Below are 14,943 nucleotides of genomic sequence, written 5' to 3' on the forward strand. Positions count from 1 at the left end.
AAACCGCGCAATACGGCCTGCGGATTACGATTTTAGACCCTGTTTTTGTAAAAGTCATGTTACATGATTTTTGTTCACGCAACCTTAGCCTTTCCTGACAAAAGGATAAGCTATTACGACCACTCCTCTCTCAGGATTTTTTCAGATGCTGCAACAACAACCTGGCCGCTTGCTGTTCCGCCTTTCTTCGATTCGGACCAATACCTTGCGTTACCTTATCCACTCCCGTAACGGAGCAGGACACACAAAACATCTGATTATGTTCCTCACCTTCTACCCCAATCAGGGCGTATTCCGGCAACGGCTGTTTATTGGCCTGTAAGTATTCCTGCAGCATGGTTTTGGAATCTTTCAGATGATCGTGCAAACAGTCATCCTGCAGTCGGGTGGAAAAAAGACGATGAATCAGATTTCGTGCCTCCTCCATGCCGCCGTCGAGAAAAACGGCTGCAATCATGGCTTCCAGGGCATCAGCAAGTGTCGATGCCCTGCGAAATCCACCGCTTTTTAGCTCACCCTGTCCAAGATAAAGATGATCTCCAAGATGAAGTTCCATAGCTATCTCAGCCAGTGTTTCTCCTTTGACCAAAAAAGCACGCAGTCGGCTCAACTTTCCTTCACTGCATTCCGGAAACTGCTCAAACAAGGCATGCGCTATGACAAAACTCAGGATGGAATCGCCAAGAAACTCATAACGTTCATTATTGTCACTACCCATACTGCAATGGGTCAATGCGAGTTTTAAATGAACGGGATTCTGAAACTCGTATCCTAATCGCCGACACAGGCGATCCAAATCGTTATTTACCAATACTAACCTCTTGGGTTGTTTCAAACTTAAACATCAAACTGACATTATAAAACAGCGGCCTTACATCAGTATATTGCGCGGTAATAGAATAATTGCGTGGACCTTTGGGAACAATATTGAGTTTCTCAAATTTTATGTCATCAATACCATTTAAACCAAACTGGTTGATTAACCGTTTTCGAAGTATCGCTGCATTAGCCGCCGTATCGAAACCAAAACTCGACGGATCCAGACTATTCAAGGCGCGAATGGAGCTTTTGACTGAATGAAATTGCAAATAGACCGGGATCACCCTCATAACCAGAATACCTGCCAATATTACGACAATCGCAGTCAACAGCATACCTATCAACGTAATTCCCTGTTGTTGTTTACGCATCATCACTATTCCTTTTTTTGATATTTTCACAACGCCTGTCTTTATTTTATAAAACGCCCCATCTTGGACCAACGCAAACTATCCGTCTTGCCATTCCAGCTTAACCACACAAGAAACGCCTTACCGCGTAAATACTCATCGGCAACAAACCCCCAGAAACGACTATCGGCGCTGTCATCCCGATTATCGCCCATCATAAAATACTGCCCCTTTGGTACAACCAGATCAAAATCAACAGCAGAGACATCGGGCCTTATATAAATATCGTGTTCGATACCATTGAGATTTTCACGGTATCTGGCAACTGTCCGACCGGAACTTTCATCGGTCGTATACTCGACAAATTTCTGCTTCATCTCCTTGCCGTTGATAGTCAACACCTTGTTATGATAACCGACTTTGTCTCCAGGAACCCCGATAACCCGCTTGATATAATCATAACCGGGATCAGGCGGCCATCGAAATACCGCTATTTCTCCGGTTTTAGGATTGGCGACAGGAATAATTTTCTTTTCCCAGACAGGCAGCCTGAGACCATAAGCAAATTTGTTCACAGCAAGAAAATCACCAACCAGCAGCGTTGGCTCCAGGGAGCCGGATGGAATCCGGAAAGGCTCTGCCAGAAATGAGCGAAGCAGCAGGACGATAAAAAAAACCGGGAAAAAAGAACGTGAGTATTCAATAATTTTACCCGGCTTTTGTTCCGGCTGACGTTTTTTTTTCCAAATAAGAATGTCCAGCAAGTAAATCAATCCGCTAACCGCGGAAAGGACTACCAACAACAACGCAAAATTCATCTTCGTCTGTTCCTAAAAATGTTTCAAATCCAAATCGAGCCAAATCGCCGTAACCACTCACGTCCTGACTTCCCTGCCGTGGCTTGCCATAGCATCCAGGATCTCATCAACAACACAAAGCCTGTTGATTATTTTTTTCTATCCGTCTGGAATACAGCCATAAACGCCTCCTGGGGAATTTCCACATGCCCCACCTGCTTCATACGTTTTTTACCGGCTTTCTGTTTTTCAAGTAATTTGCGTTTACGGGAGACGTCCCCCCCGTAACATTTGGCGGTTACGTTTTTACGCAAAGCCTTCACGGTCTGTCTGGCAATAATATGATTGCCTAACGCCGCCTGAATCGCAACATCAAACATTTGCCGTGGAATCAGTTCCCTCATTTTATCGACCAGAGCCTTACCTCGTCCATAAGCAGTGTCACGATGGACGATAACAGCGAGAGCATCCACTTTTTCACCGTTAATAAGCACATCCATTTTCACCAGGCTGGCTTCATCAAATCGTAAAAAATTATAATCCAGCGACGCGTAACCGCGGCTGACCGATTTCAAGCGGTCAAAGAAATCGGAAACCACTTCACTCATTGGCAAATCATAAGTGACTGAAACCTGTCGTCCGCTGTAAGTCATATTGACCTGGACCCCGCGACGCTCAACGCACATGGTGATAACCTGGCCAAGATAATCCTGGGGAACAAGAATGTTAGCCCGTGCTATCGGTTCAAACATTTGCTTAATCTGCTGGGTCGGCGGTAATTGGGACGGGTTATCTATCATCAGGGTTTCCCCTTTGGTCGTGACAATCTGATAGACGACCGTAGGCGCTGTGGATATCAAATCAAGATTATATTCCCGTTCCAGACGTTCCTGTATAATCTCCATGTGCAGCATGCCGAGAAAACCGCAACGGAACCCAAACCCCAGGGCTTCCGATGATTCCGGCTCAAAAAACAGGGACGCGTCATTAAGACTGAGCTTGGCCAGCGCTTCACGAAAGGCTTCAAAATCATCGGCGCTGACAGGAAACAAGCCGGCGTATACCTGCGGCTTCACCTTCTGGAAACCAGGCAAGGGCTTGATGGCCTGATTTTTTTCCAGAGTCAGGGTATCCCCGACCGGCGCACCGTGGATGTCCTTGATTCCAGCGACCACATACCCCACTTCACCGGCCTGTAAAATCTCCATTCTGGTTCGCTTGGGTGTAAAAATACCAACCTGATCCACCTCATGGGAACGACCGGTTGACATAACCCGCATTTTATCGCCTTTACGCAGCGCACCATTGACAATGCGCACCAGTGAGACGACTCCCAGATAACTGTCAAACCAGGAATCAATGATCAAAGCCTGCAATGGGGCTTCCACATCACCCTGCGGCGGAGGTATACGAGCGACCAGAGCATCCAGAACATCTTCAACGCCCAGACCGCTTTTGGCACTGACCCGAATGGCATTATGAGCTTCCAGCCCGATAATATCTTCAATTTCCCCGATCACACGATCCGGTTCCGCCTGTGGCAAGTCGATTTTATTGAGTACGGGCAACACTTCCAGAGATTGATCAATCGCCGTGTAACAGACCGCTACGGTTTGCGCTTCCACGCCCTGCGCGGCATCCACCACTAAAATAGCGCCTTCACAGGCGGCCAGCGAACGCGATACCTCGTAACTGAAATCAACATGGCCGGGTGTATCAATAAAATTCAGCAGATAGGTTTTCCCGTCTTTTGCGGTGTAATTCAAGGAAACACTCTGAGCTTTGATGGTAATCCCTCGCTCGCGTTCAATGTCCATGGAATCCAGTACCTGCGAAGCCATTTCACGATCGGAAAGACCGCCGCAAAGCTGAATAAATCGATCAGCCAATGTGGATTTGCCATGATCTATGTGGGCAATAATAGAAAAATTGCGGATACGGGATAAATCGCTCAACTGATAACCCTGCTCTTAAAAGCGCCTATTCTAGCTTATTAATCGTCGCGCAGAAAGTACTCATCCGGGCCCAAGCCCGGTTTTGTACCGTAAATTTTTTTGCCTTACCGTATAATTTTCCGTGCAGTCAGCCCTCAAATTATTTTTCCCGCCTCAAAAAGACCCATATAAAAACAGAGTGATCAATATTACATCATATTTGCCGTTGGCTGATTATTTTACTACAATCAGTATTTTTGTTCAGACAAAGGATGGCCAATGCGACAATTCCCCACCTTCTTTCTTGCTCTTGTCACCCTGCTTGCCAGTCATTTTCTACACGCCGATCAGGCTCTGACTCAACGGAAAGACGTCCAGACATTTATTAAATACATGGTCAAGGAGCATGGATTCAGCAAGCAACAACTCAACCAGGTGATGAGTGATGCCCAGATCCAGCCGCAAATCATCGAGTCCATGGACAGACCCTATGAAAAAAAAACCTGGGACGTCTACAAAGAGCTTTTTCTGACTCCCGAACGCCTGCAAGGCGGTTTAAAATTCTGGAGAGACAATAAAGAAACACTGGATAAAGCGGAAAAACAATACGGCGTTCCCGCCAATATTATTGTTGCGATAGTCGGTGTGGAAACGCTTTATGGCAAGCATCAGGGTAAATACCGTGTTATTGACGCCCTGTCCACGCTCGCCTTTAATTATCCGAAACGCTCAAAATTCTTCACCAGAGAACTGGAACAGTTTTTACTGCTTTGCCGTGAACACCATGTCCAACCGAATCAATACATGGGATCTTACGCCGGAGCGATGGGGAAGGCGCAATTCATGCCGAGCAGTTATCGTAATTTTGCGGCCGATTTTTCCGGTAAAAGCAAAAAGGATCTGATGAATGACAACAACGCCGTCATTGCGAGCATAGCGAATTACATCAGCAAGCACGGCTGGAAATACCGCCAGGGTATCGCGCAACCCGCTCAGATAACCAGTAAAAAAATCGGCAAAATAAATACAGGGAACAAATATGCGGCCTATAGCGTCAATCAACTTTCCACGGCAGGCATTCGCCCGGTTACGGCCGCAATTAATCCTCCCCCAAAGGCTGGAGTGATTGAACTAACCACGCAAAATGGTCGTGAATATTGGCTGGCCTATCCTAATTTTTACGTGATTACCCGCTATAATTCCAGTCCGCAATACGCGCTGGTGGTATACCTGCTTTCCCAGCAACTGAAAAAGGAGTGGGCGGCCAATGATAATAAAAAAAAATTCGCCTATAGCTAGGTTCTGTGAATAAAAATGTCCCGGCGCCATTTTTTTGCAACATATCGGTAGCCCGTAAGGAGGCCTGCGGCCGTATTGCGGGTTTCATGGTCTAATATGGTACCAGGTGAGCTGGTGAGCGCCTAAGTGAGTGAATGTTTTCCCGCATTTCGGCTTCGCCTTCATGACGGGCTACAAAAAAAGGAAAAATCACTCGCCTTTTTGCAGCCGTAGTTAATTTTGTTCACGGCGACTGAATAATCACTAACCGGTTTCGGTTAGTGGATCTGATTTCAGATTAATGAACGTTCTACAGGAACTACAATGTGACAACCACGTTTCTTTTTGCTAACACCCTGACCGATGAAGACGGCTTGTGTCTAACTATAGACCAAAACAATCAGCTGGTTCTTCCTGCAAAACAGCGGACTATTGCAGAAATCCGTCAGCTACAAGCCAACTCCCGAACCATCGTTGTTTTGCCCTGTCAATTTTTCAGTCTTTATCAGGTACAACTCCCCTGGCTGGGAGAAAAAAAAGCGAGGGCAGCTCTTCCCTATGCCCTGGAAGATCAATTGGCCCAGAATGTTGAAAATCTTCATTTTGCCTTTGATCGCCAGCATTATATGGACGGACGTTACCTCGTAGCCGTCTGCTCCAGGGATTACCTGCGACAGGTTATTACAAAAATCGACCAGTGCGGACTTGATTTCGATGTTATAACCCTGGACTGGTTCGCTCTGAAAAACAATGAATCCTGCGTGCTTCCGGAATATCTACTGGCAAACCACGAAACGTTCCAGGGTGCGTTGGGCCGTGAATTGGCTGATCTGTACTTATCGCGCCTCAACCCTCAACAACATGCCCTTTACCTCTTTACCGACAGCGGTGAGCCCCCCCGCACTTTTCCGGCGGCAATTCATATCGAAGAGCCATCAACCGTCTGGCTGGCAAAACGTTTAATGAAAAACAACATCATGAACCTTTGTCAGGGAGATTTGGCGCACGGCAACGCAAAAAACAGAACCAGGCTCTGGTATGTCATGGCGGGTGCCATGTTTGCGGTTTGGCTAATCAGCCTGATCACCATAAACGCCTTCAAACTACATTCCCTGAATAGTGACATGGCTGAGGTCGATAAAAAAATAGCGGTTATTTATCATCATTTTTTCCCGCAGGCGCAGCAAGTTATCAGCCCCAGGTTCCGTATCAGCCAATTGCTAAAGGGCAATCAGAATGGCGGGGACAACACCTTCTGGACATTATTAAACACGTTGTCCGAAGTCACACCGGGTAATGAGTCGATTATTGAACAATTGCGGTTTCAGAATAAATCCATCCAGGTCACGTTAGCCAGTAAAAATTTTGAAACCCTGGAAGCCTTACAAAACCGCTTGATACAGCATAAAATAAAAATCAAACAGACCCAGGCCTCTACAAGAGACGATCAAGTGGTCAGCACCCTGGAGTTAAGCTTGTGAACAGTTACTGGCAGAACCTGAACGAACGGGAACGATGGATGGTTGGGGTAGCTTTGATAACTGTTACCGCCTATCTATTTTATCTTTTTATTTATTCACCGCTGACTTCTGCTGTCGCTACAAAATCGAAACTTCTGACTGAAAAGAAGGAAACCTTGCTTTGGATGCAAGGTATTCATCAGCAACCGCATACCGGAAAATCTCCCGAATCGATAACCGACAGTAAATTACTGACCGTCATAGCCTCTCAACTGGGTACAGGATCCCTTGGTAAATTTCCCTATCAACTGCAACAAACCGGTGCGGGGGATATTCAGTTATCGTTTGAGAAGGTTCCCTATACCCATATCCTGAAATGGTTATGGTCGCTAACCACCCTTTACACCGTCTCTATCAAGCAAGTACATATAGAACGTACGCAAACGCCTGGCGTTATTAAATTAACCCTTGTTGTTGCCGCGATCTAGAACCTTTTTTATGGGTTGGCTGCCAATTTGGCAACCTAACACGCCTGTGCCGTAGTTGTTGCCGCAGAATTTCCACTGACAAGCCTATTTGCCAAGTAAAACATAGCTTTTCAGCTGCAGTGAAAATTGACGCAATACATCAAGACCTGACTCTTCCGCTTTTTTGCACCATTGATTTAAGGACTCAATTAACTCCTTTTGAGAAGATACTTTTTTTAACCAAATCTGTTGTAACGATTGACGATAGCTATACACAAGTTGTAATCGCTCAAAACGATTGAGCAAGATTTGCAAATGGGCATTTGTTTTTGTCGTTTCCTGACGTAACAGGCGTCTCGCCCCCTTAAATAAATACCAATCCTTTTTATTTTTAATAAGGTTGCGTTTCTCATTTTTCAGAACGGGAATGGTTACTCTTTTATAGTATTCATACATAATTTGAAAACGATTATTGATGACTGCTTTTACCGTATTTAAGTCAACACACAATTTTGTAGTATCCCTGACCAATTTTGGGGGTAATTTTTTTACCCTGGCAAGTCCTAAAAATGATAGGCACCGTATGTAAAACCAGCCCAAATCAAATTCCCACCATTTCACAGAAAATTTAGCGGAAGATGGGAATGTGTGATGGTTATTATGAAGTTCTTCCCCGCCAATCAGAAAACCCCAAGGAAAGACATTGGTTGACCTGTCATAACATTCAAAATTGCGATATCCCCAATAATGACCCACCCCATTAACCACACCAGCTGAAAGTGGAATCCAGATCATTTGTATTGCCCAAATGCTAATCCCGGGAATACCAAACAGCAGCAGGTTAATTAGAAACATAAGTAGTATCCCTTTGTTGGAATAACGGGAATACAAATTGTGTTCAATCCAATCATTGGGAGTGCCATGAGAATACTTTTCAATCATATCCTTATCTTTTGCAGCTTTGCGATACAATTCAGGCACCTGCCAAAAGACTTTTTTTATAGTAAAGACCCGGGGGCTATGTGGATCTCCTTCAACATCTGTCATTGCATGATGTTTACGGTGGATAGCAACCCATATTCTTGTCACCATACCGGTTGTTAACCAAATCCAGAATCGAAAAAAATGACTCACTACTGGATGCAAGGTTAAAGCACGATGGGTTTGACAGCGATGTAAATAAAGAGTAACCGAAGCAATGGTGATTTGAGTTAACACAATGGTTACTAATATATATCCCCAAAACGACAAATTTAAAATACCGAAAATCATAGGGTGCCTCATTCACTGCGCCTAACCCGACTTTGTTACCACATTGCCCTAAAGATTAGCTTGAGGGCCGTCTCATCCGCTTTTCCATGATTTCGATTGAGCGCTTTCATTTGCTCCATAATACCTTCAAGCTGGTTAAGACTAGAACCCAACAGGAACTCTACCCATAAGACCCATCGGGGTATATCCACAACCCCTGCTGTATCCCCATCTCAGTACGCTACCCGCAAGCAAAAGGATGAGCAGGATTAGTAAAAGTGTTCCTGACATGATGATTTTCCCTAAAGAAGCTAATCCTGCTTTTATTATAGCACTTTTGCCTATGCGCCTTCACAGTGATTCATCGGTAAAATGACATGTCAACAAAGCCCTAGTACCACTTCCATTTAGTTTTGACAGGCGCCTGTCATTCCCGCGCAGGCGGGAATCTATGGCTAAATTGGCTCTGTGCTATATCAGGCATAGATTCCCGCCTGCGCGGGAATGACAAGAAATGGCACACTTTGTGCAATGCTACCTGTCAAAACGACACGCCCTAGTAAGAATTCATTGAATTCTGAACATTGCCCCAGTTTCTGATTCCCGAACCTTGCTTGATATCAGGAGGCAGTGCGTTCAGTGCTTTCTGAGCTTCCTCATAGCTGTTAAAGCTGCCATACAGTCCCTTGTAATAGGATCCGCCATTACGCTGATATTTAATCTGAGCCGTATGATTATTTTTGGGAGCGCCCATTAATTTTTTTGCTACCTGAGACGCTTTGCCATTGGCAATTTCAATGGTATACCCACCAGGATTCTGGCCGCTGACCCAGTTGCGATCCTGATCTTTTGATTTGACCGGCGAATGATAGGCACCCACGTGATAGGAGTTAGGAACGGTGACCTGCCGACCGGACTGATACTGTTGTTGATAGCCTTCATATCCGAAATTGCCGTCATAATAAGCCTGGGGAATATAATCCACATCTTCATAGCTGTAAGCGGTATAGCCGCTGTAACCAGGCATACTGTTATTCATGGCACAGGAAGACAAACCTCCCGCACACAAGGCTATGGCCATCCATCGTAAACGGTTCATACAACTTACCCCCTTTATTCTTAAACGACCTGATAAAATTTCCTCTTTGTACTCAGATAGCTGCATTTCTTGAAAAAACTTTAGTTTCCGTGAAAAAAAATTTTCTTTGTTCAGGACCGTTTCCTCAAAAATTTCCGTAAACCGTAAGGAGAACATCCATCGTGTTGTAGATTTAACGCCAGCTTTTCCTACCGTCCATAACTCGGCGTATCGATGTCTTACAGTGCCGTAACTTGCAAATCGTTCATATCAGATATCACCACAATTCATTGTACAACTATTAATCATAATGGATAAAATAATATCCATAACAACCATGACGGTGTGAATTAAGGGGTAGATGATGTCAAACAAACAAAAAGTTAATACTGAGCAATATTTAGTGATCAAGAATCTAAACAATTATATGAAATCTCATAATTTGCCGATTACGCTGGACAAAGGTGGTATTTGCCATGCTTTATCCACCTTGTACATTAAATATGTATTAGATGGGAAAGAGAAAGAATTTGAGGAGCTTTTGGCGTATATTGCACAAAAAATACCCATACCAGGTAAACAGTATCTCGATGAAAAATTATTTATTTTGATAGAAAAAATAATAGCACTGCAGGTAAGTAATGATCACAGCACCCGCAATAAATACACCCAATCCAATTCTCATGAGCAACTGGATGTAAAAGGTAAAAATTTACAGTCCATTTTTAAAGTTGGGTTACAAACCAGCCATGAGAACTGGGCAAAAATAATGCAGGATATCGACTTGCAAGCAAACGAGGTGATGCGTGTAAGTACTTTGGAACATACCATAGCCATCGCCCGCGATGAAAACGGTACCTATAAAGTATACGATCCTAATAATACCAGGGTATGTCAAAAATTCGATGATGCAAGCCAGATGACCAAGTGGTTATCAAAAAATGCTTTTAATTTTTCACTACTGCCATTTGGCAGTAAGACGCTTGACATGAACATTGATGTGATTAGTACCGAATCACCCATCGCAAGGCGTTTCCCCGATAAAAACAAGTTATTCGACGATTATTTAACACCGTCACAAAGAGAACTAACTAATAACAAAGGAGGTGGTTTGCATTTCGCCATGACGTTTGATGATGCAGAAGCTGTTGAATATATTTTAAAAGATAAAAAATTTAATCGTGGTGAGTTTGTGCATACCGCATTATGTGGCATTGCCAGGGATTCGGAAAATGCCCTTGCGATCTTAATCAATAATCGCGACAAAAAGGAACACCTTGGTGATTTACAAGCCATTTTATTGCACGCCATTTCTTCAGGAAAATATCGATGTATGCAAAAATTATTGGAAATAGAGGAAGTCAAAGCGTTTTATCACGATTATATTAAGGATCACCCGACTAAAATGTTACGTATGGCTTTTAGTGGCATGAATGAACAATCAATTGATAAAGTATTTAATGATTTTATAACTCACTATGATAGTGCAAATAATTTAACAAAAACGGCTGTATCTACATTAATAGATATTTCTATAAGTAAAAAAAATCCAGTTGCTATTACTATTCTGGCCGGAAAAATTAACTATTTTGATAAAAAAATTACTGATCATGCACAACGATTAACCTTCATAAAACAGGCAATAGAGCATAATGATCCATTAATGGTTAGAACACTAATAAAAAACCTTAACCTATCATCGGATGAATTAAACTGTCTGAACATAGGCGTATCCATGGTGAATAAGTACAACGTTGAAATCTTTACTACTTTAAAAGAGAAGGGTTTTCAATTTTCGCCACAAGCAGATGACTTGATAGAAAGAAAGCAACAGCAAAGCATTGGTGTTGTAAAAAGTATCGGGCTGGCCTTGACGCGTTTCTCAGAGTTTCTAACGCAACAAAATAAGATTAAAGTGGATCATGATAAAATCAAGCAAAATTTTACTCTTTTCAAGGAGAGGAACAGTACATTAAGGAATGAAGGCATTGGGCCGGCAGAACCTGGCAAATCCATGGTTCCTGGTTAATCGTCAAAATGACGTATGCTTCCAGAGGCTGTCGCCATGAGATTATTTGGCTGTAAATTGAGATGATTTCGCTTCAAATAATCTCATGGCGATAGCCTCTAATCAAGCCACTTAAAAAACTTACAAGCAAGGTTCTGAAAAATGGATATTCGAAAAATTAACCTTAATTTGCTATTACATCTTGATACTTTGCTAACCGAGCGTTCCGTATCCAGGGCGGCCGAGAAATCGTTCATAAGCCAGACGGCAATGAGCCATATCCTGAAACAGTTACGGGAATTATTTGATGATCCATTATTCATCAGAAAGCCCCATGGACTGCAGCCAACGCAAAAAGCCCTGGATTTAGAACCGAAAATTAAAGCTTTTTTAAGCAGCTCCAAAGCTATTTTTCAGGAAAAAGTTTTTGACCCGCAAAGTGAAAAACATCTGTTTAAAGCTGTTTTGGCCGGCCATGGAGAATACATGATCCTGCCACGTTTATGCGCCTACCTGGTTAAAAACGCTCCTAACATTTTTTTGCAGACCCTCTCTCTAAGTGAGTATTTAAGTCTCGATCATTTATTGGCAAACGAGCTGGATTTTGCTATCGCACCGGGATTTATTGAGACGGGACCTGCCATTAATAAAGAGTTATTAATGCAAGAGGAAGCCGCATGTATTATGCGTAAGGCGCATCCACTTGCCAATCAGGAATTAACTCAGGAAATATATTTGGAAGCAGAACAAGTGGATATAAGGACCAGCTATCTAGGAAGCGAGAATATCTTGTACAGGTCTTTACATCAGTATCGTCAGAGAAATATAAAAATAACGGTACCTAACATTATAAACGCCATGGAAGTGGTACATAACACCGATTTAATTGCAACGGTTCCCGGGAAGCTGGTTGTTTTTTTGCAGGACAGATATGATTTTGTTATAAAACCCATTCCTTTCCCCAGAACAGAATTTCGTATTTATTTTTATCATCACATTCGTTTAAATAATTATCAGCCTTTGCAGTGGATGATTGATGTCATTAAACTACTCATGCAGAATGAGGACACGCCCTAGTACCATTTTCATTTAGTTTTGACAGGCACCTGTCATTCCCGCGCAGGCGGGAATCTATGGCTAAATTGGCTCCGTGCTATATCAGGCATAGATTCCCACCTGCGCGGGAATGACAAGAAATGTCACACTTTGTGCAATACTACCTGTCAAAACCAAATGGAAACAGTACTAGGGTGGTATTTTGAAAAGGATCCCTGTTTATGTGTTTTTTTTGCTCATTTATTGTTATCTTTGCGCAGGCGGGAATCTATTTTAACGTGAATGGATTCCCGATTTCTCGGGAATGACAGAACTTACCACCGTAGTACCAGGTTCTGAATATAATTTTAAATGAGCCAATATTTTTTGACATGCTCATCAATCCTCTCAATTGATAGGCCAAACAGGACTTTTCAGTGAGTTATACACCAAACACAACCCTTGTTATCCAGGTCAAATATGACATACAGTATTACTTTTATTCAGCCATGAAAAAATATGTGGACTCATAGACGCTCCGGGCAAACCAATCAACGCGGACTTCAGGATCATCGTGATCCCTATGAACGTGATCGAACCAGGGTTATTCACTGCCCGGCCTTTCGTCGGTTACAACGTAAAACCCAGATACTCGGCACCGATGAGGGTGATTTTCACCGTACCCGTTTAACACACTCCCTGGAAGTTGCCTCTATCGGGCGCAGTATTGTCCGTAATTTATCAATGAATCAACAGGAGAGTGTTTTATCCGGACTTCTACCGAATGATGATTTAATCAGTGTCATTTGTTTGCTGCACGACATCGGCCATCCTCCTTTTGGCCACGGCGGCGAGGTCGCCTTGAATTTCATGATGCGTGATCATGGCGGATTTGAAGGCAATGGGCAAACATTGCGATTATTAACCAGACTGGAGAACAGTTATGGTGCATTTGGACTGGATTTAACGCGCCGATCATTGCTTGGCATTTTAAAATACCCGGTTAAACGCAGTCAGGTAGTCGCTCCGAAGATGCCCAAGCTTCCGGATGTACTCAATAAAAGTATTAGAATTAACGACTGGTTGCCCCCCAAGGCGTATTTCGACTGCGAACAACCTGAAATTGATTGGTTGTTATCTCCGTTCTCTGAAGACGACGCCGCCCTGTTCCAGACACTCAGCCATTCACCGGTGGACAACCGACACGGTAAAGCCGCTTTTCATTCGTTTGACTGTTCAATTATGGATGTAGCCGATGACATTGCCTATGGCGTCCATGATTTGGAAGATGCGATTCATTTACGTCTTATCACCCGGGAACAGCTGGATAATCATGTTTTTCGTGAACTGCTTGACGCAACGACTCTGGCAACTACTCGGGACGAATTGTTACAAAACCTTTTCTCCGGCGAAATTTGTCAACGTAAGCAGGCTATCGGTGAGATGGTAAACTATTTCATTACATCCACACAAATTCTGGTCACAGATGAGAAATTTACCAATAATCTTCTCAAATACAATCTGTCACTGCTGCCCGAAGCCGATGCGCTGGTGCGTTATTTAATCCAATGTATCAGCACCCATGTGATTGACTCTCAGGAAGCGAGAACATTTGAATACGGCGGACAGACGGTTATCTTAAGATTGTTCGAAGCCATTAACTCCAATCCTGCGAGTCTTTTGGATAATAAAAACCGGCTTTTGTTTAAAGATGCGGACACGGAACAAGAGGCGTTTCGAGTGGTATGTGATTATATTGCCAACATGACGGACGAATACGCCTACCGCATGCATGAACGTCTGTTTGGCTTTAACACAAGAACAATTTTTGAACGGCTGTGAAACCAGATATGGCGTCCCCAAGGGGATTCGAACCCCTGTTACCGCCGTGAAAGGGCGATGTCCTAGGCCTCTAGACGATGGGGACCTAGTAAAAAACTACACAACTACACAACACATAATGGCGTCCCCAAGGGGATTCGAACCCCTGTTACCGCCGTGAAAGGGCGATGTCCTGGGCCTCTAGACGATGGGGACCCGGAACTTGTCATCAGTAGCTACAATCTACTGATGGTGGAGCTAGGCGGGATCGAACCGCCGACCTCTTGCATGCCATGCAAGCGCTCTCCCAGCTGAGCTATAGCCCCTCAAAATGAGAATCGAAGTTTAATGAGCGCCCTCGAAGCTGTCAAGAGATTTTTAAAATAACTCTCTTGATAGAGAGGATCACAACCCATTTTGAATATAATAGACGCAATTAGATGTCATCATGAGCAAAATGACGGACGATGGTTTATCACGCCACGACGCTGGTTTTTGTAAACGAAATTTTCTTTGCAAAAGAGCATTGGCCCGTCAGGACGTTATTAGTTGTTGTAGAACAATATAGGTTTTTATAGAAAGACTAACATTATAAAAAAACAGGAAGGTATGAAGCCGACATTATCGGATGTCTGCTACGCAGAC

At 43.5% G+C, this 14,943-nt stretch carries 13 protein-coding genes and 3 tRNA genes; 6 read left to right on the forward strand and 10 right to left on the reverse strand.

Going from position 1 to position 14,943, the window contains the following annotated elements:
* Positions 1-130: 130 nt before the first annotated feature.
* From rnc to lepA, 4 genes are all read right to left on the reverse strand, one after another.
* Entirely contained in the window at positions 131-811 is a 681-nt protein-coding gene (gene rnc / locus CKW05_RS10465) for a ribonuclease III (protein ID WP_058482355.1), read from the reverse strand.
* A complete protein-coding gene (locus CKW05_RS10470) occupies positions 801-1,193 on the reverse strand; it encodes a DUF4845 domain-containing protein (protein ID WP_058482354.1) in 393 nt (130 codons plus the stop codon). The genes rnc and CKW05_RS10470 overlap by 11 nt, the downstream gene beginning before the upstream one ends.
* Before the next feature lie 38 nt (positions 1,194-1,231).
* The gene (lepB, locus tag CKW05_RS10475; protein WP_058482353.1) at positions 1,232-1,987 is read right to left on the reverse strand and encodes a signal peptidase I; all 756 of its coding nucleotides are present in this window, start codon (positions 1,985-1,987) and stop codon (positions 1,232-1,234) included.
* Between the two features lie 128 nt (positions 1,988-2,115).
* Entirely contained in the window at positions 2,116-3,921 is a 1,806-nt protein-coding gene (gene lepA, locus CKW05_RS10480; RefSeq protein ID WP_058482352.1) for a translation elongation factor 4, read from the reverse strand.
* Positions 3,922-4,179: 258 nt separating this feature from the next.
* Between lepA and mltB the strand changes: the two genes are divergently transcribed.
* The 3 genes from mltB (at position 4,180) to gspM (ending at position 7,126) form a co-directional block, all read left to right on the forward strand.
* A complete protein-coding gene (gene mltB / locus CKW05_RS10485) occupies positions 4,180-5,199 on the forward strand; it encodes a lytic murein transglycosylase B (RefSeq protein ID WP_058482351.1) in 1,020 nt (339 codons plus the stop codon).
* Between the two features lie 305 nt (positions 5,200-5,504).
* Positions 5,505-6,659: a type II secretion system protein GspL gene (gene gspL, locus CKW05_RS10490; RefSeq protein WP_058482350.1), complete on the forward strand. Its 1,155-nt coding sequence runs from the start codon at positions 5,505-5,507 to the stop codon at positions 6,657-6,659.
* Positions 6,656-7,126, forward strand: a complete 471-nt coding sequence (gene gspM, locus CKW05_RS10495; protein ID WP_058482349.1) for a type II secretion system protein GspM — start codon at positions 6,656-6,658, stop codon at positions 7,124-7,126. The genes gspL and gspM overlap by 4 nt, the downstream gene beginning before the upstream one ends.
* Before the next feature lie 84 nt (positions 7,127-7,210).
* On the opposite strand, the gene CKW05_RS10500 is transcribed toward gspM, so the two are convergent.
* The 3 genes from CKW05_RS10500 to CKW05_RS10510 form a co-directional block, all read right to left on the reverse strand.
* The gene (locus CKW05_RS10500) at positions 7,211-8,377 is read right to left on the reverse strand and encodes a DesA family fatty acid desaturase (protein ID WP_058482348.1); all 1,167 of its coding nucleotides are present in this window, start codon (positions 8,375-8,377) and stop codon (positions 7,211-7,213) included.
* A gap of 141 nt (positions 8,378-8,518) precedes the next feature.
* The gene (locus tag CKW05_RS10505) at positions 8,519-8,647 is read right to left on the reverse strand and encodes a DUF3309 family protein (protein WP_082642707.1); all 129 of its coding nucleotides are present in this window, start codon (positions 8,645-8,647) and stop codon (positions 8,519-8,521) included.
* Positions 8,648-8,912: 265 nt separating this feature from the next.
* The gene (locus tag CKW05_RS10510) at positions 8,913-9,455 is read right to left on the reverse strand and encodes an SPOR domain-containing protein (RefSeq protein ID WP_058482460.1); all 543 of its coding nucleotides are present in this window, start codon (positions 9,453-9,455) and stop codon (positions 8,913-8,915) included.
* Positions 9,456-9,795: 340 nt separating this feature from the next.
* Here CKW05_RS10510 and CKW05_RS15480 point away from each other — a divergent pair, with 340 nt between their 5' ends.
* The 3 genes from CKW05_RS15480 (at position 9,796) to CKW05_RS10530 (ending at position 14,319) form a co-directional block, all read left to right on the forward strand.
* Positions 9,796-11,463 carry a hypothetical protein gene (locus tag CKW05_RS15480; protein WP_197697341.1) on the forward strand — a complete coding sequence of 556 codons (1,668 nt, stop codon included), beginning with the start codon at positions 9,796-9,798 and terminating at the stop codon, positions 11,461-11,463.
* Positions 11,464-11,604: 141 nt separating this feature from the next.
* A complete protein-coding gene (locus tag CKW05_RS10525; RefSeq protein WP_058482347.1) occupies positions 11,605-12,519 on the forward strand; it encodes a LysR family transcriptional regulator in 915 nt (304 codons plus the stop codon).
* A 477-nt stretch (positions 12,520-12,996) separates the two neighbouring features.
* Positions 12,997-14,319 carry an anti-phage deoxyguanosine triphosphatase gene (locus CKW05_RS10530; RefSeq protein ID WP_058482346.1) on the forward strand — a complete coding sequence of 441 codons (1,323 nt, stop codon included), beginning with the start codon at positions 12,997-12,999 and terminating at the stop codon, positions 14,317-14,319.
* Between the two features lie 9 nt (positions 14,320-14,328).
* On the opposite strand, the gene CKW05_RS10535 is transcribed toward CKW05_RS10530, so the two are convergent.
* The 3 genes from CKW05_RS10535 to CKW05_RS10545 form a co-directional block, all read right to left on the reverse strand.
* Positions 14,329-14,404 (reverse strand) — tRNA-Glu (locus CKW05_RS10535).
* Between the two features lie 34 nt (positions 14,405-14,438).
* Positions 14,439-14,514: transfer RNA gene (locus tag CKW05_RS10540), tRNA-Glu, on the reverse strand.
* 34 nt (positions 14,515-14,548) lie between these two features.
* Positions 14,549-14,624 (reverse strand) — tRNA-Ala (locus CKW05_RS10545).
* Positions 14,625-14,943 lie beyond the last annotated feature (319 nt).

The sequence above is a fragment of the Legionella spiritensis genome (assembly GCF_900186965.1).
Taxonomy (GTDB): domain Bacteria; phylum Pseudomonadota; class Gammaproteobacteria; order Legionellales; family Legionellaceae; genus Legionella_C; species Legionella_C spiritensis.